This window comes from Pedobacter gandavensis (genome assembly GCF_032677645.1).
Lineage (GTDB): Bacteria > Bacteroidota > Bacteroidia > Sphingobacteriales > Sphingobacteriaceae > Pedobacter > Pedobacter gandavensis_A.
Genome location: NZ_JAVTSB010000015.1, coordinates 36,319 through 62,490 on the forward strand (window position 1 = coordinate 36,319; position 26,172 = coordinate 62,490).

The 26,172-nt window shown below is 39.4% G+C and carries 19 protein-coding genes and 1 pseudogene; 9 read left to right on the plus strand and 11 right to left on the minus strand.

The window, feature by feature from the left end; translation table 11 throughout:
• Window positions 1-53: 53 nt before the first annotated feature.
• Both R2Q66_RS22050 and R2Q66_RS22055 read right to left on the minus strand, forming a co-directional pair.
• Window positions 54-386, minus strand: a complete 333-nt coding sequence (locus R2Q66_RS22050; RefSeq protein ID WP_316753313.1) for a YnfA family protein — start codon at window positions 384-386, stop codon at window positions 54-56.
• Window positions 387-501: 115 nt separating this feature from the next.
• A complete protein-coding gene (locus R2Q66_RS22055; protein WP_316753315.1) occupies window positions 502-1,155 on the minus strand; it encodes a TetR/AcrR family transcriptional regulator in 654 nt (217 codons plus the stop codon).
• Between the two features lie 156 nt (window positions 1,156-1,311).
• Between R2Q66_RS22055 and R2Q66_RS22060 the strand changes: the two genes are divergently transcribed.
• Both R2Q66_RS22060 and R2Q66_RS22065 read left to right on the plus strand, forming a co-directional pair.
• On the plus strand, window positions 1,312-2,274 hold the full coding sequence (locus R2Q66_RS22060) for a PIN domain-containing protein (RefSeq protein ID WP_316753317.1): 963 nt from the start codon (window positions 1,312-1,314) through the stop codon (window positions 2,272-2,274).
• A gap of 282 nt (window positions 2,275-2,556) precedes the next feature.
• Window positions 2,557-3,456: a hypothetical protein gene (locus R2Q66_RS22065; RefSeq protein ID WP_316753320.1), complete on the plus strand. Its 900-nt coding sequence runs from the start codon at window positions 2,557-2,559 to the stop codon at window positions 3,454-3,456.
• 76 nt (window positions 3,457-3,532) lie between these two features.
• Here R2Q66_RS22065 and mobC read toward each other — a convergent pair.
• From mobC to R2Q66_RS22080, 3 genes and pseudogenes are all read right to left on the minus strand, one after another.
• A pseudogene (gene mobC / locus R2Q66_RS22070) lies at window positions 3,533-5,585 on the minus strand (conjugal transfer protein MobC).
• Between the two features lie 11 nt (window positions 5,586-5,596).
• Window positions 5,597-6,853, minus strand: coding sequence for a relaxase/mobilization nuclease domain-containing protein (locus R2Q66_RS22075; protein WP_316753322.1), 1,257 nt, complete (start codon window positions 6,851-6,853; stop codon window positions 5,597-5,599).
• Window positions 6,838-7,245, minus strand: coding sequence for a mobilization protein (locus R2Q66_RS22080; RefSeq protein WP_316753324.1), 408 nt, complete (start codon window positions 7,243-7,245; stop codon window positions 6,838-6,840). The genes R2Q66_RS22075 and R2Q66_RS22080 overlap by 16 nt, the downstream gene beginning before the upstream one ends.
• A 188-nt stretch (window positions 7,246-7,433) precedes the next feature.
• Here R2Q66_RS22080 and R2Q66_RS22085 point away from each other — a divergent pair, with 188 nt between their 5' ends.
• A complete protein-coding gene (locus R2Q66_RS22085; protein ID WP_316753326.1) occupies window positions 7,434-7,577 on the plus strand; it encodes a hypothetical protein in 144 nt (47 codons plus the stop codon).
• 44 nt (window positions 7,578-7,621) lie between these two features.
• Here the strand turns inward: R2Q66_RS22085 and R2Q66_RS22090 are convergent, their stop codons facing one another.
• From R2Q66_RS22090 to R2Q66_RS22115, 6 genes are all read right to left on the minus strand, one after another.
• On the minus strand, window positions 7,622-7,891 hold the full coding sequence (locus R2Q66_RS22090; protein ID WP_316753328.1) for a helix-turn-helix domain-containing protein: 270 nt from the start codon (window positions 7,889-7,891) through the stop codon (window positions 7,622-7,624).
• A 372-nt stretch (window positions 7,892-8,263) separates the two neighbouring features.
• The gene (locus tag R2Q66_RS22095) at window positions 8,264-9,409 is read right to left on the minus strand and encodes a TlpA disulfide reductase family protein (protein ID WP_316753330.1); all 1,146 of its coding nucleotides are present in this window, start codon (window positions 9,407-9,409) and stop codon (window positions 8,264-8,266) included.
• Between the two features lie 45 nt (window positions 9,410-9,454).
• Window positions 9,455-10,975 (minus strand): RagB/SusD family nutrient uptake outer membrane protein, encoded by a 1,521-nt coding sequence (locus R2Q66_RS22100; RefSeq protein WP_316753332.1) that lies wholly within the window; start codon window positions 10,973-10,975, stop codon window positions 9,455-9,457.
• 11 nt (window positions 10,976-10,986) lie between these two features.
• The gene (locus tag R2Q66_RS22105) at window positions 10,987-14,595 is read right to left on the minus strand and encodes a SusC/RagA family TonB-linked outer membrane protein (RefSeq protein ID WP_316753334.1); all 3,609 of its coding nucleotides are present in this window, start codon (window positions 14,593-14,595) and stop codon (window positions 10,987-10,989) included.
• Between the two features lie 217 nt (window positions 14,596-14,812).
• Window positions 14,813-15,997 (minus strand): FecR family protein, encoded by a 1,185-nt coding sequence (locus R2Q66_RS22110; RefSeq protein WP_316753336.1) that lies wholly within the window; start codon window positions 15,995-15,997, stop codon window positions 14,813-14,815.
• 60 nt (window positions 15,998-16,057) lie between these two features.
• Window positions 16,058-16,645, minus strand: a complete 588-nt coding sequence (locus R2Q66_RS22115; protein WP_316753338.1) for an RNA polymerase sigma-70 factor — start codon at window positions 16,643-16,645, stop codon at window positions 16,058-16,060.
• Between the two features lie 269 nt (window positions 16,646-16,914).
• Here R2Q66_RS22115 and R2Q66_RS22120 point away from each other — a divergent pair, with 269 nt between their 5' ends.
• The 6 genes from R2Q66_RS22120 to R2Q66_RS22145 all read left to right on the plus strand — a co-directional run bounded on the left by R2Q66_RS22120 (window position 16,915) and on the right by R2Q66_RS22145 (window position 26,116).
• Window positions 16,915-17,478, plus strand: a complete 564-nt coding sequence (locus tag R2Q66_RS22120; protein WP_316753340.1) for an RNA polymerase sigma-70 factor — start codon at window positions 16,915-16,917, stop codon at window positions 17,476-17,478.
• 73 nt (window positions 17,479-17,551) lie between these two features.
• Entirely contained in the window at window positions 17,552-18,718 is a 1,167-nt protein-coding gene (locus tag R2Q66_RS22125) for a FecR family protein (RefSeq protein ID WP_316753342.1), read from the plus strand.
• A 206-nt stretch (window positions 18,719-18,924) separates the two neighbouring features.
• A complete protein-coding gene (locus tag R2Q66_RS22130) occupies window positions 18,925-22,437 on the plus strand; it encodes a SusC/RagA family TonB-linked outer membrane protein (protein ID WP_316753344.1) in 3,513 nt (1,170 codons plus the stop codon).
• Between the two features lie 32 nt (window positions 22,438-22,469).
• The gene (locus R2Q66_RS22135; RefSeq protein ID WP_316753346.1) at window positions 22,470-23,867 is read left to right on the plus strand and encodes a RagB/SusD family nutrient uptake outer membrane protein; all 1,398 of its coding nucleotides are present in this window, start codon (window positions 22,470-22,472) and stop codon (window positions 23,865-23,867) included.
• 18 nt (window positions 23,868-23,885) lie between these two features.
• Window positions 23,886-24,983, plus strand: a complete 1,098-nt coding sequence (locus R2Q66_RS22140) for a TlpA disulfide reductase family protein (RefSeq protein WP_316753348.1) — start codon at window positions 23,886-23,888, stop codon at window positions 24,981-24,983.
• Window positions 24,984-24,991: 8 nt separating this feature from the next.
• A complete protein-coding gene (locus tag R2Q66_RS22145) occupies window positions 24,992-26,116 on the plus strand; it encodes a TlpA disulfide reductase family protein (protein WP_316753350.1) in 1,125 nt (374 codons plus the stop codon).
• Window positions 26,117-26,172: the final 56 nt, after the last annotated feature.

Consider the following 26,172-nt stretch of genomic DNA (forward strand, 5'->3'; position numbering starts at 1 on the left):
AGCTTTATACATTCATACACCTTTTAATTTAATCTGGTGAAATCGTTAACTACTTAGGCATTTCTAGGCATGTAGATAATAATACTTGCGCCAATAAGCGCAATCGATGCACCAATGACATCCCACTTGTCCGGCTTAAAGCCATCGATTTTCCATGCCCATAATAGTGCCAGGACGATAAAAACTCCGCCATAAGTGGCATAGACCCTTCCAAAGTTAGCCGTTTGCCAGGTAGCCACGACTCCATACGCAGCCAGTATCACTGCTCCGATCAACCCATACCACAAAGGTTTTCCTTCCTTCAGCCATAACCACATGAGGTAACCACCACCTATTTCACAAAGCCCTGCGAGCACAAAAATTGCCAGCGATCTAATTACATCCATTTATTTCTATGCTTATTTACCCGTTTTGTTTTCTGCTCTGGCTGCTGTACAGCTGATTGCCTAAAGGTGTTAATTTTACTTGACAAAAAACAAGTCCCAGTTCGCCTTCTGCTTTTTAATCACCCTTTTTCTGCCGATCAGCCAGTGAATAAGCTTCTTCAGTCAAACTTGAAATAGTTTTTTTTATCCGATCTATACCATCTGTCGAATTCATATCTATCCCACAAAAAAGAACATCCGTCTTTTTTGCATAAAGGACTAAGAAATATATCCCAGCAGCAATTAACGCAAGCCTAGCCCTGATGTCTACATCCGTACCTTCAAAATGCGGATCGGTTAATTCCACAAATATCCGGCTTACCTTTTCTCTTTCCTCAGAAATTTCAGTAAGTAGAGAACTAGGTTCACTAATATGCCATAGTACAATCTGTTGCAGATAGTCATCATCAATAAAACAATCCAGTTGGTCAATTAGAATTTTTTGAATCATCTTATTTCCGAAATCGCCTTCATTCTCTTTAACAAGTTCTCTGGCCTTATCAGCTAACCCCATATAGAAATCCTTTTGCCGAATGTAAGACTCGACTAAGTTGTTTATAGAGCCGAAATAATCATATAAAAGCTTTCGATCCACCCCTGCAACTGCTTCTATATTTTTTAATTTAAGTGCAGCATACCCATCCTTCTTGATGATTTCACCTACAGCATCAAGTAATTTTTGCTTAGTCCTTTCCTTATTTTTGAGAGCGCCATCATATTTCCTGGTCATAAGGTTTATTTCTGTATTTGAAAATGCAATTTTTGAGGCATATTATCAAGTAAAAGCTAACCTTGAAGTGCGAAAACAAATTACACTTGATTTAAAAATGAAATCAAAAACAAGATTGATTTTTACTAACTTGACACAGGATTAACGACCTTAATTATGATACACCTTTATATTGACACCAATGCTTATTTGACCTTTTATCATTTGAGCAGCGATGATCTGGAAGAGCTCAAAAAGTTACTTGTTCTGGTAAAAAAAACACAAGAAATAACATTACACTTACCGGAACAAACCTTTGATGAGTTTAATAGAAATCGTGAGGTCAAAATTGCAGATGCGATTAAAAGATTCAGGGAGGAAAAACTTACCAACCAGTTTCCACAGATGAGTAAAGATTATCCTGAGTTTAAAAAGATGAAGGATGCCATCAAACAGTTTGATGAAAGCAAGGCAAAGCTTTTAGAGAAACTAATGAAAGATGTATTAGGCAAACAGCTCGCAGCTGACAAGCTTATTGAAGAGCTTTTCTCAACTGCACAGTACTATGAAACCGATAAAACGTTGATTAACCTTGCGAAACTTAGGTTCGATCTAGGTAAACCTCCGGGAAAAAATAAGTCTTACGGAGATGCTTTGAACTGGGAAACATTGATTGCCTTTTTACCTGAAAAGGAAGATTTATATTTCATTTCTGATGACAAAGACTTTTATTCCGAAATCGTCGCAGATAACTTTAACAGTTACCTGTTGACTGAATGGAAGGATAAAAAGCACACAAAACTTTATTGTTATCGCAGAATTTCAGATTTTTTTAAAGAAAACTTTCCGAGCATAAAAATCGCTTCTGAATATGAGAAAGAGTTACTTATCTCAGAGCTTGGTAGAAAAGGCTCATTCTCAGGCGCAAGGCAAACTCTGATTAAACTCTCTCAGTATGAAGAATTTTCATCTCAACAACTTCAGGATTTCATTAATGTGTGCATGAGTAATAATCAGGTATTTTGGATTAAAGATGATTTAGATATTAAAGAAATGATACTGAATATCATTGTTCCGAACAAAGACAAAATAGACAACGATCTATTGGCAGATTTCTTCGATTTTTACAAATATGCTTAGGTCGAATTGACCAATCACAGCAAAATGAAGGGAAAAAATCAGTTTTCATTAACAGAAGAGAAGGAGATCAAGTTAATTCTTAGTAGAATCTTGCTGGGACATGGAAATCCTCAATATCTCCAAAATGTACTTCGAAATAAATATAGATTCTATATCTCGGATTTTAATTTCTACTCCCTTCCAAGGGCTTTTAGAGTAAAAGACTTTGAGCATGCTAAAATTAACGGAGACATTATTGTTCGCTAACCGCGAATAATTTGTTGCAAACTTCAAACAAAAAAAATGACTGAACAACTTACAAAATATGCCGGATTAATACCACTAGCAGCAATATTTGTTTATATACTAGGATACATTTCCTTGAGCGCATATCTGCAATCATATGGGATAGATGAAAATATCGGTCTGGATTTCAATATTCTGAAGCTGGGAATATTATTGTCTATTATTATCGGACCAGTAATTTTCCTTTCCTTTTCCACTTTTAAAATAGGTGATTACTCTAATGCCGTACCCGAAGTATCAGATGGACTAATCAATACACTTCATGATGCTTTAGGCTACACTATATTTTACTCATTGAATATTTCCGGTTTGTTATTCAAATATACTTGGGATGTTCCCACTATATGCATGGCGGCATTTTTAGTAATAGGATTTATCTTGAATAAGGTACCTCTAAAACCTACAGCGAACAAATTCCTAAAAGGATTTTTCATAATGGTCCCCTTCTTTGTCTTTTTAATTATGATCCTGGAATATCCATTTTCCGGAAAGAACGGGCTTTACTTCTTACATATAATGGTCTACACTGCCTGTGCGACATTAAGAATATTTAATAAAGAAGGCATTACTTATCAGATTAGCAAGATTGGTATTATGATAACCACCATACTCTCTAGCAGCAATGTATTCGGAGAGTTTTTAATGGATGATATTCCGGCAAAATATGGAGGTGAAAAAAGGCTCACCAAAACCTATTTTATAAATGACACGGAACTTGAAAAGATAAAGCAAACCGCATTGCAACCGTTTATTGGTAAGAAAAATGAACTAACCCTACAGGTCATCTATGATAATGGAGATTCATACTATTTCAAAGTACCACCCAAAAAAGTCGTTTCTATTCCAAAATCATATATTGGTGCTGGTGAGACAACGCTTACTAAGTCATTCCGTTAATTATTAGGTCGCTGATAGATGATATGACAGCACGGCTTTCTGGTTTAAAAATATAACAAATAAATTCACTGAATAATCATCGTGACACGCCTCTTTCTACTTCTTCAGCTTCGTCATCTTGATCCTCAGTTTCATCGGTCTGAGCCACCTCATGTGCATTCCGTTGTCTTTCAAGAATTTTTGCAAGTTCATGCTCAAATAACTGTTCAATATCATATTTGATTTTCACATAGTTTTCAATGATATCTGCATAAGTCACATTCTCAACGGCAGGTATAGGTTTGTAGCCTTTTTCCTCCTCCGCAATGGCCTTATGGTCGTTTTGAATTTCAGAATGAAACATTTTTAGTTTGATCTTCTGATCTGGATTATCAGCCACAATACCAACAAACTCCCCTGATGACAGCGCGGCAATTTTTGAAGCAGGGATTGCATAATCCATTTGGGTAGATTTTGAAATTGAAATATCCGAGCTATTGATACTTTTGCTTTCCTTGTCCTGAACTATTTTACCAAAATTCTCACTTAACTTTTTCGCCGAACTCCCTGTTACCTGCCCACTGATAATATTGCCTACGATTCCTACGATAACATCAGCTTGTTCTGCGCTATAATCTTTTTTTAGCTGCTCAAAATTCTGAACGGCCAAAGTTGTGCAAACAAAATTTGATCTGCTCGTAGCCAAAAGCCCATCTATCCCCGAAGAACCGCCGATGTAAATTGTAGGAAATTCATCAAATACCAGGCTACTTTTTAACTGTCCCTTGCGATTCACAAGTTTGATCATCCTTGATACATACAAAGACAGCACAGCACCATAGATTTGTTGTTTCTGAGGGTTATTCCCCATGCACACAATCTTTGGCTCTTTTGGATTATTGAGATCTAACGTAAAATCATTACCGCTTAAAACATAATAAAGCTGTGGTGATGACAGCCTGGCAAGTCCGATTTTAGCAGATGCGATTTGCCCTTCCAATTGTGCCATCGCCTTATTTTGGTAGGCAGAAATAAAGGGATTGATTAAAACCTTGATCTCATCCTCTTCTTGTAATACAGCAAATAAGCGGTCATAGTCAGCCTGAATGAGTTCAATTACATGAGGAAGTGTGCAATACTTCCCATTTTGGTACTTTCTTAAATACCAGATCACCGCTGTCAAAAAATTGATCGGAGATTCAACGAAAAAATCTCCAGATTTTTTGATCCAGTCTTTATTAAGCCCCAGCATAATTGTCCGACTGGATTCCGTTGCATCGGTGATATCATCCATGCTTTCAGGATCTAGCGGATTACACCTATGAAATATCTTATCAAAGTCAATTACAAAGAATTTAGGTTTGACGGCATAATTGCCCTGGTATTGAAGCAACTTGTTGTAAGCAATTTTGCTTAAATCATCGAACTTGTAATCGTAGATGAACATTGAAAAACCTTTTTTAATATGCTGATCAATGATATGGCGGATTACAAAATAACTTTTTCCCTATTCTTCACCTCGATCCGGGGGTGCCTGAGATCAGCAGCCCCCGGAAAGGATTAATAAAGTTGATATAAGATTTACGGATTTTTCCTTTTAAGTTGTATGTGGCAGGTAGGTTTATGGAAAATTCATTTTCCAACAGCCTTTCCTCTTGAGGGAATGTTTCGTTGTCAGAATTAAATATGTCTTGGTTTAAAGTATTTTTAATCATCCTTGACAACAACCCTCCTCCTGTCAATACAAGCATATAGCCAATTGAAGTTAAACCAATGTAAATCACTGCAATGATGACTGGGTTTAAAACCAGATAAAAAGACAAAACACTTATAAAATATAGCAACAAACCTATAACCAGATATATAATTATATCCCTTTGCCTGATCTTTTCATCTTTTCGGCCTTTAATACCAAAAAGAGAAACAATAAGTAGTATCAATGCTCCTATTTTGGGGGTAGTTATGTCATCAAACAAACCTGTTTTTGAGATGTTCAAAATAATGCGGTCAGTAATGTCAGCAGTCCAGCCAAAGTACTTGAATGCCATATAGCAACACATATAAAAATGTATGCTTAATATAAAAATGCTGATAAGCCTGGTAAATTCAGTGATCTTCCGTAGACTCTGGGTATCTTCTCCTGTATTCATATAATTCTGTTTTATAGGGTTAATCCTCTTCTTCTTTTTTTTCTTTTGCGCTTAATGTTTGGCATGTATTCAGGAAGTGATTTGCCGAGCAGATCATCAAGGAGGTTGGTGCTTGCTACCGGTTCCAGATAGGTCTTTACATGAACATCTGTATTAGTGTTTAAATACGCTCTTGACGCATTTGAAGGCTTCAGGAACGCTCTTAGTTTGTCTTCCGAACCAATCACTTTCGATATGGCATTAGCGCTGTATCGCTTATCTAAATCACTCCCTTTGAATACCACCTTGTTTTGATGATCGACAAAGGTTATTCCGTAGATACGCCCTTCATTATTTTCTCTTATGGCAAGGTTGATTCCTTGTTTTTGCAATTCACTAATAAGCGTGGTTCGTGTGAAGGTTTGATATTTCAGCAGTACTTTATCAATGCGGGCAATTAAATCGGATTTATAAGGTTTGCGCTTCTCCTTGTTTTTTTCAAATTTCTGCTCCAGGTTACTCATGGTTGGTTTCGCATAAAAGGCACTAGCTTTAATTGGTACGCCAACTTTATCACCGTTTTTGTCCAGCATGGAATAAATAAGCCCTTTCTTTTTGAACATTTCACTGTCTTCTTGCCCCCTGTCAGCAGTTACATTGAATTGTCTCAGGATAGCATTAAGTTCTGTGACAGAAGTAAACATGTAACTATTGATTACACCAGACAGAACGTTGCTGATTTGCCTTTTTGTTGATTGCTTGCCGTATTTGATCTGCTCCAAGTCAGCTGGTCGTATGCCTGGTTCTTGTTTAAATACTTTGCTTTCAGCTTTAACAAGGTCAAATTCAATCTCTATGGCTTTTCTAGCTGGCTCAGATTGTAGCCTGCCAATATTATGCAGGTCAATACATTCTCCACCACGTTGAATGCTTGTTGTAGCAATATGTAAATGCTGATGCCCGGCATCATTGTGCCTGTAAACGATATAAGGTTGATCACCAAACCCTATTCGTTCCATGTAAGCAATTGCTATCATTTGCATTTTAGCGCTACCGATGTTCTCTGAAGAATCGAAATTGAGCGAGATATGGAGCGCATTGGTTTTAACACTTGGTTTAAGTTCCGTTAAATGCTGAAATCTCTTAAGCTTATTATCGAAACTCATCTTTTCAATTTCTCCGGCAAATCCAGAAGCCAAAATCAGTTTAGCTTCTCCCTCTGAAACTTTGTTTTCATTGTAATGCAGAATGCCTCTTATGCTTTTGCCAATCACTATTTTTGCAACCATTTCAATGCGAGATTAGAGAGGATGAGGAACAATCGATCAATTTTGGGTTCGATACTTTGATAGGTTTCCGCTGTTTTATTGGTATGAAATGCTCTTTCCGTGTCGTTCTGACTAATATGGAATTTGTATGTCTGCTGATTGATATTCACGCCTATACTCTTGATTTCCTTACGGATCAGCGCCATTTCCTCCATTGTCTCGTTCATAGAAGTGTCCTTATGCAGAAGTTTTATTGGCTTGTTCGCAATGATTTTACGAACGATGTAGGCTATCGTTTTACCGTCACTTTCTTTAGAAAGTTTATCGAGCTTGTCATATTGCCCGGACGTAACCCTAACAACTATTGTGTGACTTAATATACTGTCTGGATCTCTCGCTTTTTTCCTTGACATAGAATACACTTATCATTGACTTCAGGATCACGAGTTCCGAGTGATCCTCTGTCCGAACGGACAGCAAAGTGCTTTTCGCATGCGAAAATACATCTTTGCTAAGTCCACGCGGACTTCAAAGCAGATCACCCGAAGGGTGCTGTGACCTTCGGTGTCGGTTATAAAATGGAATGGATTGACGAGGAAGAATGACTTTATCAGACGGAGAACTTTCGGTAGATTTCTTCCATAATTTCCTGGTCTTGAAAAGTCAGGGCTTGTCTGAGCAGGCGTTTGATACGGGTGCGGGGCTTGGCTCTGGATTGTTTGAGCTTTGGCTGAAATGTTCCTAAGAAATCAGCAGTCTTTAAAGTGGTTTTTCTAATTGCCTTATTCATCACGAAGCTCCTTCCAATAATTTCACGATCTCATCATGCTTGTAATAAAGAAGCCCTCCTATTTTAGAAAAGCGTAATGTACCATTTCTCCGAAAAGTTGCCAGTGTACCAGCCGAAATGTTTAAGATAGAGCGAACTTCATAGCTTTTCAGCCATTCCTTTTGTTCTTCCTTTTTGTTAAGTTTGTAACCAGGTCTCCTTAATTCCGCAAAAAGTTCGACTTTAAACTTCTCCAGATCATCTTTTGTGATTAAATCAAATGCTGCCATATAAGTGATTTTAAGTTATGACAGCAAAATTTGAAATACTAGAATGAAATAGTTGGGTACTTGTTGGGGAGTGGCTAAAAATAACCTTTAGAGAGGTTATGCTTTCAATGTCCTTCACTTAGTTAAATTGATGACAACCACCTCCAATCTAATTGACTAACGCTACTAATAGGAGTTCTTCGGATCTTTCAGCCCAAAACTGATTGCACTCCGCAGCAAATAAAAAAAAGGGCCAATCTTTTTGAAAGACAGCCCTTTTCTCGCTATTGTAACTTTCGTCACCAACTGCTCTTAAATTCTAATGAAGAGTTAGTAAACAATAATCAGTTTTAAACGAACAATTTCTATCCACCAACTCGACGTTAAAGTTTTTTAATTATCTCCCAATAGCTGATCCAGCTTTTTATAAATCGCATCATCTTCTCCAACAAATCTTGCTACAATTTTTCCATCCGGCGAAATGATAATTTTTGTAGGGAAGCCCGCAACATTGAACTTCGTCACATAATTTATGTTTTTAGGATTAAGAATATGCACCCAGTCAAATTCAGGTTTTCCAGCTAAAAACTTCTTCCAGGAGGTACCGTCATCAGATTCTTTCGCAATACCAACTATTACCAGCCTATCCCTATACTTATCCTGATATTCCTTCATTTTTGGCATTCCGGATATACAGGGCATACACCAGGTTCCCCAAAAATCTAACACAACATATTTACCTTTCAAAGCAGTTAATTTGAACGGCTTCCCATCATATGCCTTATCTACAATTATTTCCGGAACAGGTTGTCCAATTGCAGTTTCTTTTATTCCTCCCACTCGCTGCATTACCTGCGTATAATAGTGATCAGATTTAAATTTAGTTCCCGAAATTTTCGGAAAAATCTCCACAGCTTCTTTATCGGTCAACTCGCTTCTCAACATCATGTCATTTATTAACCATATGGCAGCATGCGAATTGGGATTTCCGAAAACCAGCTTTCTTTTTTCAGTATCAATTTCCTTATTCAAGCTTTCAATTTTAGAAGCAATTGCAATTGAATCCCCTCCCTTATCTGTTCTTTGTTTGACATATAGATTTGCGTATTCATTATCCAAAGGATAAATGACCTTATTTAGTTTAGCCAATACCTCATTGGCTTCATCACCTGACGGATAAGCATCGACAAAATCAGTGACTTTACCGGAAATGTTCAAATGCGCTCCAGGCGATAAAAATATTTGCAGAGAACCAGATCTGTTGGGTAAAAAACCTTTACCGACTCTTTTGGTGGTCTGTTCCATATTCATATTTATTGTCGCCAGGCAGACCGCATCAACTTCTTTTTCATAATGAAAACTTCCATTCTTAACTGCAATGCTATCCCTTACATATCCTTTTGCGTTTTCAATAAAAATAAAGATTGTTTTGGAAGTCAGACCCGCGATCTTTCCTTCAACTATTGCTTTTTTTTGTGCAAAGGCACCAGCTATGCTAAAGGTGATGATGAACATCACCAGAATCATTTTTTTTAACATCGTAGAGTAAATTAAGGCAGGACGATCAAATCCTGCCAATTGAAATTAATAGGTATTTTGTTTAATTACTCCCTTACTTGCAGGAAGCTCCATGGCTGGTATAGGTTGTGCGTACCTTCTGGAGTTATTGGGTAATACATAGGTTACCGGAGCTGCCGAGGTATTCACCGTTGTGGTGTAAGGATAAAAGGTTTTCGAAATTACCACATCATCGCTATTATCACCGTTGTGATTTAAGCGCCTTATGTCCAACCAGCGATGAGAAAAAGGAAGTTCTCTACGTCTTTCCTGTAAGATTTTCGCAAGTGCTTCAGCCTGATCTTCAGCAGTCAGGTTGACCCAAAGCCCAGGCTTCATACGTTTTGCCCTAAGCATGTTCACTGCCGTTAACGCGTCCCCTGTATTGTTCTCCCGTACCAGACATTCTGCTTTGATCAGATACATCTCTGCTGTTGTAGGCCCGGATGGCACCTTACTTTTATAAAAGAAAATGTAACCTGGGTAAGAATAAGAAGGATTTGCATTTAGCCCCCTGTCGTAAGAGTAACCTTCAACAAAATGGTATTCATAACGTAAATCATTTACCTGGTCATATTGATTCATTAAATCCTGGCTCGGCATAAACCACCAACCTGAAAAATTCAAGGTCCGCAGGTACAGGAATTCCTTCCATCCAATGATATCAAAGTCGTTTGAGCTGTTATGTGTATAGGGATACTTGATGGTAAAGGGAGTTCCATTTACCGTGACTACTCCATCATTACCATACTTCATCTCCGTATTATAATCTACCAGGATATTGTAATCAGCCAAAGCCAGATTGGCATATTTTAAAGCCGCTGTATAATTATTGATCTGCAGATAATACCGCGCTGCAAAACCTGCAGCAGCGGTCTTGCTTCCTCTCCAGTGTCTAACCTTTCCATTCACGATCAAGGATGATGTTGATTTGAGGGCTTCTAACACGTCATTTTCAATAAAGGCATAGGTTTCCTGTAAAGTCGCCCTGCCTACTGGCTCTTCAAAGCTGGTAGTTTGCTTTAAAACTAAACCAGGCTCAGTTTTATTGCTTTCCGTATAGGGCAGACAGAAGTTATTTGCAAGAACAAACATAGCGTAAGCCCTCAGCAGATGTGCTTCCGCTTTTAAATTGGCCTTTTCCTGTGTCCCACCAGCAACCTTATCCAAGCTGTTCAGCACCAGATTAGCGGTAAATATTTTCGTATATTCTCCCGACCAAAGTCTGTCTAATGTATTATTTGCAATTAAATCCGGATCGCCAAAAAATGAATAAAAATACCATACGTTTGGAAAAACGGAAGGCTTTACATCAAAGATATTTTTGTTGAAACCAGTATTATCTGTAGCCATAATGGCCATATTATTTTCCTCGGTATAGAAACTGCTATAATTGGCAAGTATCGCATCCAGATCACCAATCGTGGATACCGGAATATTGGAGGATTTAGAGGGAAGTTCACTTAAAAACTTTTTACAGGAACCCAGCAAGAAAAGGAAGACTGCTATCAGAAGTGTTCCGGTAAAATTAACTATTTTGCTTTTCATAATCTGTTCTATTAAAAATCAAACTTAATTCCTAAAGTAGTTTTTGGACTTGGCTTCAAAGTCCCATATTGATACTCCGGATCTTCTTTAAAATCATTTGCAACAACAGTTAACAAATCATTTCCCTGTATATAGATACAGGCCCCATTTAAACCCATTTTTTTAAGTGCCAATGCTGGCAGTTTATAAGTTAGATTTACTTCCTGCAGACGGAAATGAGTAGCACTTTGCAATAAATAATTCATCATGGGCGTATAGTTCTCGTAATTATACATTTCAGATTCATCATTAGCCGGCAAGGGTACAATCGCTGAAGGATCAGCATTAAGCACTTCTCCGAGGTATTTATTAGGCAAAACTCTTGTACCCGACCACTGAACCGGATAATCAAAACCTGTCCTTAAAAACTTATGACCCATTTTTCCAGTGATGATAAACGAAAGATTAAAGTTTTTATAATTAAATGAGTTGATCAAACCCAGTGTATACGGTGCGACCTTTGTCCCATAGTCTTCCAGAAAGTCAGGCCCATTCCAGTTTGCCGGATAATAAGAAATCAAATTCTGATATTGTCCGTCAGCTCCGGCGACAGCAGGAGCGCCATTCTGAATGCCCACATATTTATGTAACCACAAAGCATTAGCATTATGCCCCTGTACCCAGCCAGAAGAAGTAGAAGAGGGATCTGTAGCTGAATAGGTCATATTAATCGGGCTCTGATAAACCAGATACAGGTCTGTTATCTTATTGTAATTGTACGACAGGTTCACATTTCCTGTCCAGGTTAAATCTTTGCTTAGTTTCTGCACCGTTCCCAGCTCAATTTCAATGCCCCTGTTATTTAATTTCGCTGCATTGAAACGTTGGGTTGTGCTTCCGTTAACCGATGGAATTGAGACAGAAGCGATCAAATCCTTACTATTCTTGTTGTAGAAATCTACCTTTCCAAACAATTTGCCTTTAAAAAAGGAAAAGTCGACCGCCGCATTCAGAATACCCGTTTTTTCCCAACGTAGCATAGGGTTCCCTAAACTCGCCAGATAAGCAACATATTCATTGGTATACGTATTTGGCGATCCACCAACGGAGATCAAAGGCTTAAAAGATGTTCCTCTGTCCACATTACCGTTATAACCAAAAGTAGTACGAATAACTAAAGCGTCAATCCAGTCTTTTGCAGCGATAAACTCTTCTTTTCCGACGTTCCATGCTCCGCCAACGGACCAAAATGGGTTGTAGCGATACTTTGGATCATCAGTAATGTAATTAGCCGCATCAAAACGGGCACTTCCTGAAACAGTATATTTACTTTTGTAAGTATAAGACGCATTTGCATAGCCAGAAAAAGTCCGTTCACGAACATATCCAAAACCGTTCGTATAGCCCAGAATCGCCTGTGAGGAGTTTAAAAAATTTTTCAGTGGTACAGCAGCGCTGCCAGTGCCATTGGGGTAAATCCCTACCTGATTGGTCGTTTTATTAAATCCAAAAGCACGGGGACTGCTAAATGTTTCTGCCTTCCTGTCGTAAGTTTCCGTACCTGCAACCGCATTAATTTCATGGTCAGTTCCAAACCTTCGGTCATAGGCAAGCTGGGTTCTAAAAGACCAGACAGTATACTGAGATTTTGACTGATCTAGAATCGAGCCTTTAGGAATATTAAGTATCGGTGCGGTGTTCATTGTAGCCGGGTTATAGGCTGCTGCAGTATTCACAATCGTTCTTGTCGTATATGAATCCTCTCCGTAAAGCGCCCGGTTATTAGCCACATACCGCTCCAACTGAACCTTGGGTTCAAAAGTGAGGCCTTCCAAAAGTTTGATACGCAAGCCAGCCTGTAGTCTGGTTGTATAATCCTTGGTCGTAATATCCCGGGAATTGATCTCTCTAGCGGGATTGTAACTCCAATCACTATAAGGAAAAAGATCCTTCCTTATAAAACGGTCGATCACCGGATTATAGAACTCGGAACCAATATCGGTGAAAGAACCATCCGGGTTCTGCAACATCTCGAAAGGAGCCAGGCTCTGGATATCAGGATTCGCAACAATACTGGTAGAACTGAATGGTATGAAAGGATTTATAGTCATTGGTTTAGAGACTCCGCCTAAAACAACACCATTATTCGTGTAATCACCATGTTGAAGCATGGCAGACAGATTCAGATCCAGCCAGCTGGTCAGATTTGAATTGTTTCGCCAGTTCAGCATATACTTTTTGTTGCCGGTATTTTTAAAGTTAGATTGATTTTTTTCAAATAACATGGAAACCATATTATTCATTCTCTGTGTTGCACCGGAAAGTGTTAAATTGTATTGCTGATTCAGCGGATTTTCCAATAAGAGGTCTTTTATTTGCTGCCTGTTGTCCAACGTAGCCAACCTTGCCAGTTCTGCATCCTTTTGCTGAGTGGTCAGAAAGCCCAGTTTATGTTCATTTAATGCAACCTGGGCAGGCGTATAATTGTAATAATAGTTTGATTCCAATACACCTGAATTAACGAAGAAAGTATTTCTATCGAAGGAATATTTCGTGTAATCAACAGTTTCTGCCGAGCTGGCTTTAGGGTTAACATAATCCAGATCGAGCTTCGCTCCCACCCTTGTAAATGCAGAAAACTCCACTTTAAGTCCTCCCTGCTTTCCTTTTTTGGTAGTCACCACAATTACGCCGTTTGCCGATCTCGCTCCCCAGATGGAGGCTGCTGCCGCATCTTTTAAAATCGTTACCGATTCCACATCATTTGGATTTATTGAAGCCAGGCCTCCCTGCACGGGAAATCCATCTACCACGACAAGCACCTCCCTTTTGTTGGTATTTGCATCATAGGAGGGATTATATAAGGTCGACTGCCCTCTGATTTCAAACATCGGATTTCCGTCAGCATCCATAGAAAGTGCCTGTACACCAGCATTGGTTCCAATAAGCCGCTGGGCAATATTGACGCTGGGTTTTTCCAATTGTGCTTTCGTAACACTTCCGAAAGATCCTGTGACTCTTTCTTTGGCTAAATTCTGATAACCCGTAGAAACGACAAGGACTTCCTCCAGATTGGCAACATTCATGGTCATGCCAATTGTTCCCAGATTTGCGCTGGCTTTTAGTTCTTTCTCTTTAAATCCCAGAAAATTAACAAGGATCAGGTCATTCTCCTTCACGTTCTTAAGGCTGAACATTCCGTTAATATCAGTCGTTACCACCGTCGAAGTCCCTTTAATCCTCACCGTCGCACCGGGTAAAGCCTGCCCGTTTTCATCAACTACTTTTCCAGAAACATCAATGTTGATCCCCAGATCAACATTGCGTTTCACTACTATTTTGGTCCTTTCGTTAAGGATGATGGCTCTGTCAGCTTCTGCAAGGGTATAAGAAATCGGCTGATCTTTGAAAATTCTGACCAGTGCTTCGCTTAAATCTATGTTTTTGAATTTAATAGTGACTGGCCTTGCTTCTTTAATGACTTCTTTATCATAAAAGAAGTCATAACCGCTCTGCGCACGGATTTCGTTAATAACACTCTTTAGATCCGCATTTTTTTTATCAATGCTGATCTTTTGCGCAAAAGTATTTGCACTGACTTGTAAAATGGAAGCGATTAATAACAGGATAATGAGCTTCATGATTAGTATCAGGTTTAGGTTGATCACCCGGGAATAAACAACACGGGGGTTCAGCCCACATTGTAGAAGTGGTAAAATTTTATACATTTGTTTGTTGGGTTTAGTACTTATAAAATTTGTTAGGTCATCTTTTATCCGCTGATGCGGAAGGGCAAACTCATCAAACTAGGCCAAAGGTGGTTCCAAGCACCTTTGGTTTTTTTTAGCCGCCCACGGTTTATTTCTTTACAATCACCCTCCTTCCTTCTATATTAAAATGAACACGGCCGGTTAACTCCATTACTTTGAGAACTGAGGATAAATTTCTACTTCTCGACATTTTCCCCTCAAACTCCATTGATTTGTTGATATGATCCGCGTAAGAAACTTCTACGCCATACCATCTGGATATTTTATACATGATACTTTCCAGGTCTCCGTTGAATTTAAAATCACCATCCTTCCAGGCTATTGCTTCCTCCAGGTCGATATGCTCTTTTAATGCGATACCATGAGCGCTGACAATTGCCTGTTGTCCAGGTAACAAGAATTTAGTACTATGCAATGCCTTAATCTTAACAGCACCTTCCAATAGTGTGGTTTTGCTATCTTTTTCTTCAGGATAGGCCATCACATTAAAATGAGTACCCAAGACTTCAATTTCCTGCTTTTCCGTCTTCACCATAAAGGGATGTCGCCGATCTTTGGCTACTTCAAAATAGGCTTCACCTTTTAACTCCACAGCCCTCTTTTTCAATAAATTAAAGGACGCCGGGTATTTAATTGTCGAAGCCGAATTCAACCAGACACGAGTTCCATCGGGTAAGGTAATCCGATAGGTTTCCCCATTCCCTGTACTCAGCATATTGATTTGAGCTTTAACACTTTCATTCGGGTTTATCAACCGATAACTGATTTCTCCTGTAGTAGCTTTACTGATTACTACGCCCGATTCAGTGGCCAATTGACCACTCTTCTGATCGTCAAGTCTTATCTGTCTGCCACCTGCAAGTGTTAACACAGCAGCATATTTGCCCGGTGCCACATCATTTTGATAGGCGAGTTTCTGATGATCAGGAGCAGCATCCCGTTTAAATAAAAAGAATGCAACTGACAAAAGACCAATGAGCAGGGAGGCTGCAATCCCATAACGTAAAAAGAAGCGCTTCTTTTGTTTAAGATGGACTGGTTCTGGTTCCGTTATAGACATCATGAGCTTGTTGTAGACTGCACCTACTTTCTCATCAGTAAGTTCCTCATACATCTCTCCATTCATTACCTTCTGAGACTCCTCCATAAAGACCGAGTCCCACTCATCGATAAACTGACCAGCCATTAATATTTCCATTACCTTCTCAAGCTCGTTTTCTGAGCATTGATCCAGGTAATATTTTCTAAGAAGACGGATAATTTCTTGGTTCACAATTATTGCTTTTAAACCTATTACAATTGGGAGGCAAACAATAACTATGCGGGCGACAATTTATTTTAACAGTATGGCCAGAAATAAGCAAAGTCCATTTGACTCGGCCAGAAAAGCTTTGATATTTTTTAAAGCTTTACCAATTTGATTGTTCACTGTACTCTCAGAGATCCCAAGCTCTTCGGCGGCCTGTTTATGACTAAGTCCCTGAATTTTACACCGTAAAAAAACTTCCTTGCATTGTTTAGGCAAAGTCTTAATGGCCTGATTGATCAATGCATTGCTTTCTCTATAAGCAACCAATAAATCTGTAGAGAATTCCTGTGTTATCGCATTCCGTTTAATTTCCTCAACGATTGAATGTTCATGTTTTGCACGTTTGACTAAGTTCAACAGATGCATACGTGCTACGGTATATAGGTAAGGTTTAAAAGGTTGCTCCGGATCAATTCTCCATCTGTTTCCCCAGATTTTCAGGAAAGTATCCTGTACAATATCCTCTGCAAGCTCAGTTGATTTGGAGGCTTTAAGGACAAAGTAGGTTAACTGTTTTACATGCTGATAGTATAACGCACTTAAGGCATCCGTATCGTTTTCATGAAGCAGCAGAACTAATTCCCTATCCGGATAACCTTGATACTTGAACATTTACCTTTTTGTCAAACTTAATTAAAATTGACCGGATTTAGTATCTCAATGATTTCAGGTACTTATTCTTTTTATTCTACCCCATTTTGAATAGGCCAGACACTGGATTATAAATATAAAAATCAAAACCTGATCCGTCAAATATAACCCTGCCACTGCCGACAGAGTTTTACATTTACAATGATTGTTACCTAAAGTTTTATTGACAATCCTAAAAATATCATTAATATTGACCCTTTAAATCGACTAGCCCTTTATAATCCACACCAATGAATCAAACATCAGCGCTTAGCGATGAGCAACTTCTCCATGCCTTCCAATCGGGAAATAAGCAGGCGTATGAGCTGATTTATGAGCGTTACTGGATGATTCTTTTCCGGCATGCGCAAAAGATTCTGCAGGATGAAGAGGAAGCGAAGGATGTTATTCAGGAAGTATTTACCACCTTTTGGCTGAAAGCTGAATCCCTCTTACCCACTCAACCTATTGCTGCTTTTTTGTATGCTACCACCCGGAACAAAGTGCTGGATCATTTAAAACGCACTAAAGTAAAAACAAAATATATAGAAGCCTTAAGGCTAATCATGGAGCAGCATAGTCCGGCCCCTGATGAGCGAATCATCGAGAAAGAACTTGCCAGACAAATAGAAAATGAAATTCAATTGCTCAGTCCCAGAATGAGAGAAATCTTCAGGCTTAGCAGAGAACAACATCAGAGCTATAAAGAAATAGCTAAGGAACTCAACATCTCTGACAATACGGTTAAAAAACAAATAAGCACCGCACTTCATATCTTAAGGAATAAATTTCAGGTATTTTTCAGCCTATTTTAATTTTTTTCATTTTCCACTACTACATTCATCTTAACAAATCGTTAACTCTATAAATCCCGAGTAAAATAGAGCAATGACGAATAACCAAAATCCTACGCCAGAGGAACTGTACGAAAGCTATCTTCAGGGAACCTGTAATGCTGAAGAAAAAAGATTAGTGGAAGACTGGTACAATCAGATTTCTGCAATTTCAACCAAAGAACAGGTACCTGAGGTTGACTACGATAGATTGAGGGATGCGATCTGGAATCAACTCCCTCCGGTAAAACAGATTGAAATTGAGCGCCCCGGCCGAAGAATCTTCAGCCCTCTTCGTATTGCGATCGCCGCTTCATTATTAATCTGTGGTGGTTTAGTAACTTATCAATATGCTTTAAAGGATTCGCCTGCAGGGATACACAACGACCCGGCTGCAGCTACCATCCTACCTGGCAGAAACAAAGCGTACCTGACCTTATCAACCGGCCAGCGCATTCTTCTGGACGACAGTTCCACTAAAAACATCCAGGATCAGGGTGGCATTGAAATTAACAAAACTGCCGATGGACAACTCACTTATACAATCGACGATCAGGGACAATCCGACCTTCCTAAAACTGCAGCGGTAAATAAAATTGAAATCCCTAAAGGGGGGCAATATCAACTGATCCTGCCAGATGGAACTAAGGTCTGGCTTAATTCATCTTCGTCGCTTAAATATCCCGCCAGTTTTGCCACGCTTAAAGAACGAAAAGTGGAACTTTTTGGTGAAGCTTATTTCGAAGTAAAACACCAAGATAACATGCCGTTTAAAGTCATTAGCGGTACTCATGAGATAAAAGTTCTCGGCACCCATTTTAATGTCATGGCCTACCCGGAAGAACAGGCCATACGTACGACCTTGCTGCAAGGATCAGTAGGGATAAGTAATGGAGCTTATTCCATGAAGATTAAGCCTGGCGAAGAATCTGTATCATCTGGAAAAACCAAACAGATCGCAGTGGAAAAAGCCGATTTGGAAAAGGCAATGGCCTGGAAGAATGGTCGTTTTGAATTTGCCAATTCTGAGCTTCCGGAAATCATGCGTCAGCTTTCCCGCTGGTATGATGTAACAATAGACTATCGTTTAACGGCTAATCCGGGAAAATTTGGTGGAGGTATCAGTAAAGACCAAACGCTGGAAGAAGTGCTAAAACTGATAGAAGGCAATGGCATTTGCCACTTTAAAGTTGAGGGCCGAAAAGTCGTAGTTCTACCATAATCATGATTCCCTATAAAAGTCTAATTTTTCACCTAAACCAATTTAATGATTAAAAATAATTCAGAAAACTAGGGGAACCCTCCGATTAGGAATTAAGTCAGGAATGCTACCAACATTCCTGACAGCGTTCAGGCCTTAGCCCAAACCAGGTTAGGCAAATAATTAATCTATCGACAGACCATTGTCACCTAAACTTAAACAAATGTATGTATTTATACTTTAACCTATCCAGGAAGCGAAAACTTCTCTCTGACCTATCTATTTTTAAAAATTTAAAAAGCTGGTTATACTACAGCTTCTGCATCCTGCTGCTATCATCTGCATTTAATGTAAACGCGCAGCAGAGAACAGCGAGCATTACGGTGACGGATGCCAGCTTGCAAAAAGTATTGAAAGACATCATCAGACAGACCGGCGCTTCCGTGATTTACAATGAGAAAATCCTGGAGAATACCCTGCCGGTAACTGTTAGTTTCAAAAAATTACCCATTGACAAAGCCCTCAAAGAGTGTTTGAAAGGACAACCTTTAGAATATGGAATGGAGAGAGGAAATATTTACATCCGCAAAAAGCCGCAGAAAACAATAGCTTCCTCAGAAACGGCCTGGATAACTGTTACTGGTAAAACGACCAATGCAGAAGGCCAGCCACTTCCGGGTGTGAACATTAGAATAGTAGACACTGAAAACGCAACAATTTCTGATGCTTATGGCAATTTCTCCTTAAAATATGTATCACCAAAATCGATCCTTATTGCTTCTTTTATTGGGTTCAAGACAATGGAACTACCTGTGGAAGTTGAGCAATTCATGACCATTTCCATGACTCCTTTTAGCAAAAAACTGGAGGATGTGATGATCACTGCAAATACAGGTTATCAAAGTCTAAGTAAAGAAAGAGCTACAGGTTCCTTTGAGGTCGTCAACAGAAAAGAACTTGATCAAAGAGTTGGGCCGGACATTATGAGCAGATTGGAGGGGATAACCTCTATTCAATTTGACAAGAGCGCGGGTATTAACCGACCAAAAATGACGATCCGGGGATTAAGTTCTATTAATGGTATCCAAGATCCTTTGATTGTGGTCGACAATTTTCCTTATGAAGGAGATATTAAAAATCTAAATCCAAATGATGTAGAAAGCGTAACGATCCTGAAAGATGCTGCTGCCGCTTCCATCTGGGGTTCAAGAGCAGCGAATGGCGTGGTGGTCATTACCACCCGAAAAGGACATTATAACAGACCTGCTCAGATCAATTTCAGCAGTACGGTGACGCTTCAGGAAAAACCAGACCTTTTTGCCGTAAAAAACATGAGTTCCAGTGAATTCATCGACCTTCAACAGCAGTTGTTCAAAAATGGTTTTTACACTGCGAAGGAAAACAGCAAGACCTACAGAGATCCATTACCACCTGTTATAGAAATTCTGATTCTTCAAAGAGACAAAAAGATCACTGCGGCAGAAGCCAATGCTCAGCTCGATGCTTTACGTGGACATGACATTCGGAATGACTATAACAAGTTGGTCTATAAAACAGGCGTAAATCAGCAATACGCGCTGAGTGTTTCTGGTGGAAGTAAAGATATGTCTTATCTATTTTCTGGTGGCTATGATAAAAACAAAGATGTATTGAGCAGTGCTTATGACCGGCTAACTTTCCGATCGTCCAATACCTATCGCCCGATAAAAGGATTGGAAATCGCAACAGATGTAAGTTATGCCAGTACCAGCACCAAAAGTGGGAGAAATGGTTTTTCCAGCTCCAGCACTGAATTCATGTATCAATCTCTAACAGATGCAGATGGTAATGCCATGCCCTTCGACAGGTTAAGGGGGCTGTATACGGATACTGCTGGCAGTGGGAAACTATTGGATTGGAAGTACTACCCTCTTGATAATTACAAGTCTGTTAAAATAACCAGTAACACCAATACTTTTGTTGGAGGACTGGGCTTAAATTACAGATTCAATCCCAATTTTAGTGCTGATGTAAAATACCAGTATCAGGATCAAAAGCAAAATTCGGTCAACTTTAATGGTATTAATAGTTTTTTCACCCGAAACATGATCAATAAATATACCCAAATTGATCCGGTAACTGGGGTAGTAAAACGCATCGTCCCTTTGGGAGGAATCAGGGACCTTCGTGACAACAGTGTCATTACGAACAACCTGAGAGGCCAGATCAATTACAATCAATTGTTTTCCACGAAGCATGAATTAACAGCAATTGCGGGAGCAGAGGTCCGCCAGATCAAAACAAACGGCGTTGCAAATAGGATTTATGGTTATGATGAAAGTACCGGAGCTTCTGCATTGATGGATCTGGTCAATGATTATCCTGATTTTATCAGTGGTTTTACGAATGTAATTCCAGGAAATAGTTATAATACCGGCGAAACCGGAAGGTATGTTTCTGTCTATGCAAATGCGGCATATACCTACGATCATCGTTATACGGTTTCAGGAAGTATCCGACGTGACGCTTCCAATCTGTTTGGTGTAGAAACCAGAAGCAAATGGAGTCCTTTATGGTCGGTTGGTGCAAGCTGGAATATTGACCAGGAATCGTTTTATAAGGACAGAAATCTCCCTTTTTTAAAAATGAGAATGACTTACGGTTTTAGCGGAACCATTGACCCGAGTCAGTCCGCAGTAACGACCATCTCCTACGATACTTATCTGCAGCGTTATTCAGGATTAACAAGTGCAGGAATATATAACTACGGCAATCCTACTTTGAGATGGGAAAAAGTAGGTATGTTTAATCTTGGGGTTGATTTTGGCCTGCAAAACAACCGTTTCAGTGGATCTATAGAGTATTATCATAAAAATGCAAAGGATCTTTTAGGGCCTACCCCCGTTGACCCACTGATGGGATATTCCGGATATATTACTTCCAATGTGGCCAATATGAAGGGCAAGGGCTTAGATATTCAACTGAATGCTACGGTCGTTAATACGGCCTTTAAATGGAGGCCTTCTTTAATCATGAGTTTTAATACAACTGAAGTTACGGAGTATTATAACATGAACATGAATGGTTTAATCGCAGATAGAGGTGGCCTGTTTGCCATTGTAGGGAAACCGGTGTATGCGGTCTATAGTCAGCGTTGGGCAGGCCTTGATGCTAAAGGAAATCCCCAAGGATACCTGAACGGAGAGAAATCCATTGCTTACAATACGATGAACGAAAATGTTAAGGTGGATGAGTTGGTTTATAATGGTTCTGCAACACCAACTATGTTCGGGTCCTTTAACCATAATCTATCTTACAAGAACCTCAACCTATCTTTTTCCATCTCTTATAAATTCAATTATTACTTCAGAAAAGATGCCATGAACTATGCTGGGATATTTTCCGGATCAGCTCCGACAGCTGAATATAATAAAAGGTGGCAAAATCCAGGAGATGAGTTGATCACGAATATCCCATCAATGGTTTATCCAAATAACAGTGCGAGATCTTTCTTCTATCAGGATGCAGAGATTAATGTGCTTAAAGCAGATCATATCCGCTTGCAATACATTAACCTATCTTATTCCCTACGTAAGGAAGATTACAAACGGCTCCCGGTAAAAAGCCTGGATATTTTCAGCAATATCTCCAACCTGGGGATTTTATGGAGAGCAAATAGGCAGCACATAGATCCTGACTTTGGAAACAGGTCTATGCCAGCAGCTAAAACTGTCTCTTTTGGGTTAAGGGCAAATTACTAAAGAAGGATTTAACGTTTAAGATTAGAAGCATCATGAAAAACTCAAAAAATATATTAATGTTCTTGCCATTGGCACTCATCTGTTGCCTGACAATTACCGGATGCAAGAAATTTCTGGATGAGAAACCAGATATCAAACTCGCTGTTCCCGAAAGTCTGCAGGACTTACAGGCACTTTTAGACAATAGTGGGAAAATGAACACATCGGGTTCTAATGGGCGCAGTACGGATTTACCGGAAGCGAGCAGCGACAATTATCAGATTGATGATGAATCTTATGAAAGCCTCGAACAAGGCACTCGAAATATCTATATCTGGGGACCGGAAGTGATGGGTACTTATGCCTCTGAAATCGAGGGTTGCTGGGGTGGTCATTACTCCGTTATCACACCGTGCAATACGGTATTAAAAAGTATTGAAGGCATTAAACGAACCTCCGCCAATGCTGTAGCATACGACAATGTAAAGGGAAGCGCTTTATTTTTTCGTTCAAATTCCTTCTTATGGCTGGTTACCGGCTGGTCAAAGACCTTCAATGAAAGTAGTGCTGATCAGGACCCTGGTATCCCATTGAGGAAAGACGATACTTACAATGAAAAAGTAAGTAGAGGAACGCTGCGTCAGACCTATGACCAGATCATAAACGACTTGAATGAAGCGCTGCCCTTATTACCTGAAAAACCGGTACACTCCTTTAGACCTTCCAAAGCTGCTGTTCATGCCTTATTGGCCAGAACTTACCTGGCCATGCGCAAATATGAATTGGCCGCAACCGAAGCAAAAGCATGCATCCAGGTATTTGGCAACAACAATTTACTTAATTACAACACCTTAGATGCAACAAGTGAAGAACCAATAGCCAGGTTCAACCCGGAAGTAATCTTTTCTATGGAGTCATTCACGACTACTTATACTGATGAAACGGCTACAGTTAAGGCAGATCTTTATGCCAGTTATGATGACAATGACCTGCGTAAAACCGTATTCTTCTATGAAAATGAGGATTTCGGGGGATATTCTTTTAAAGGGCATTATGCAGGATACAGGCTTTTTACAGGTCTGGCATTAGATGAAGTTTACCTGATTGCAGCTGAATCCCTGATCAGAACCAATAAAGCAGGAGAAGGAATGGACCTACTCAATGAGTTACTGTTAAAAAGATGGGCTACGGGAAGTTTTGCGCCACTGCAAATTACAAATCCTTCGGATGCCCTTCTATTGGTGTTAAAAGAACGCAGAAAGGAACTAGTGATGCGCAACCTACGGTGGATGGACCTCAAAAGGTTAAATATGGAACCTGAACATCAGGTCCAAATCAGTAGAACTATCAAAGGAAAAATAGAGAAACTGGAACCTGGAGACCCCAGGTATAGCTTCCCTATCCCGCTTAGATCAATTCAAATGTCTGGCTTAACACAAAATCCGAGATAAACACCTAATCAATTACATATGAGACTTTTATTACTGGCATTATTGATGCCCCTGCAAATCTATGCTCAAAATTCCCCTGGTTATGTCATCAGGGGTAATACCAATGTTCCATCTAAAAAAGCATGGATCTATATAAGTAGATCTACAGAAAGGTCAGCAAAAACAGATAGCGTACCATTTAAAGACGGCCGGTTTGAGTTTAAAGGAAGTGTTACTGAACCTACGGAGGTTAAAATTTACATTGACTATAGATCTCCAAAAGCAGTATTTGTCGTTGACAATAGCGACATGATATTTAAAGCTACCGATTCATTAAACAATTTTTCCGTGACTGGTTCCCCGGCGGCGATGGCAGCTATTGAGTTTCAAAAATTGATCGCGCCAGCGGAAAAGAAATATGATGCATACTTAAGAGATTACTGGGCGAATTATATGAATAGAGCAGATCTCGATTTAGAAAAAAAAGCAAGTAAAGAAAGAATTGACCTTGCTTATGATCATATCAATGATTTACATTTATCTTACCTTAAAGCAAATCCAAAAAGCCCTATTGGTATAATTCTCTTGAATAAATACGTTTCCAGAAAAGGAAATATGGATGGCTTATCCCCGATATTCAATGCGCTTACTAAAGGTATAAAAAGCTCAACATCTGGTAAAGCATTTGCCGCCCGGCTAAATACAGCCTTGACCCTGAGCATTGGAGAACCTGCATTGGACTTTACCGTAAAAAACCCGGATGGAAAAGAGGTTAAATTATCTGATTTCAAGGGTAAATACGTTTTTCTGGATTTCTGGGCAAGCTGGTGCGGACCATGCAGGTCAGAAATGCCTCATGTGCTGAAGGCCTATTCAGCAAACCAGAATAGGGGATTCATGGTAATGGCTGTGTCTCTTGACAAAGAAAGTAAACGTGAGGAATGGCTGAAAGCAATTAAAGATGATGCGACCAGTGTCTTCTCACAAACCATAGATCCCACAGGAGAAATTGCTAAACTGTACGATATCCGCAGCATTCCTCAAAACTACCTGATCAATCCTGCAGGAAAAATCATTGCTAAAGACCTCAGAGGCAAAGACCTGGAAGCATTCCTAAACAAACAATTAAATCCTTAAAACCTGCTATGAAAAAAATACTGATCGCAGCATTATTCCCATTTTCGGCATATGCGCAACCAAGCAACTATATAATTAAAGGTGAAAGCCCAGCTAAAAACAACAATAAATGGGTTTACCTAACTAAATCGCAAAAAACAAGTCCGGACAGTGTGATGATCAAAAATGGTGGTTTCATCTTTAGGGGCACCCTTGCTGAACCTGTACAAGTAAAGATCTTTATCAAAGATCCGGAGGCAAAGTTCAAAAATAATCCAGGTTATAGAGGTATCAGCTTTTTCATGGATAATAGTACAATTGAGTTAAAAGTAACCGATTCCATTCAAAACAGTCTGGTAAAAGGATCTACAGCGGAAGATCACTATACAGCGTTCAAAGAAGCAACAAAATCTAAATCTGACGAATACATGGTTTATTTGGAGAAATTTTGGGATATGAGTCGGTTGGATAAAGTGGACACCGTGAGGGTCAACTATGAAGACCGTAAAGATTTGGTAAAGAACCAGTACTACCAGAAATACATTGACTATGTGATCGCGAACCCAACCTCTCCTATCTGTATGTATCTGTTGAAACAATATCAGGAATTCAATGATAAAGTTATGCCAATGAAAGAAGCATTTGACGTACTTCCTGCCAGCACAAAAACATGGCCCTCTGCAAAAGCGTTCTCGAAAAAACTGGAGGTTGCACTACGTCTGGCTCCTGGTCAAATGGCAAAGGATTTCAAAGTAAAAGACACAGATGGAAAATGGGTAAGTTTTTCAGCTATTCCCGATTTCAAAGGAAAGTATGTACTGATAGATTTCTGGGCAAGCTGGTGTGGCCCATGCAGATCAGAAATGCCAAATGTACTGGCAACTTCTAAAAAGTACAAAGGGGCTGGTTTAGCTGTAATGGCCGTTTCCATGGACGAAACGAAAGATAGAGACAAATGGCTGGCCGCTATAAAAGAAGATGGAACGCAGGACATGTATCAGGCCCTGGACGAAGAGCGGATCGCTGCTGATCTTTATAACATTCAAAGCATTCCTCAGAACTACCTCATCGATCCTTCAGGTAAGATCATTGCCAAAAATATCAAAGGCATTCACCTGCGCAGAAAAATGGCGGAATTGTTCCCTGGTTTGTAGTGGTACAGGTAAAAAACTACGTCGTTATTATTAGAAAAATTTAAGCATTAATTAAG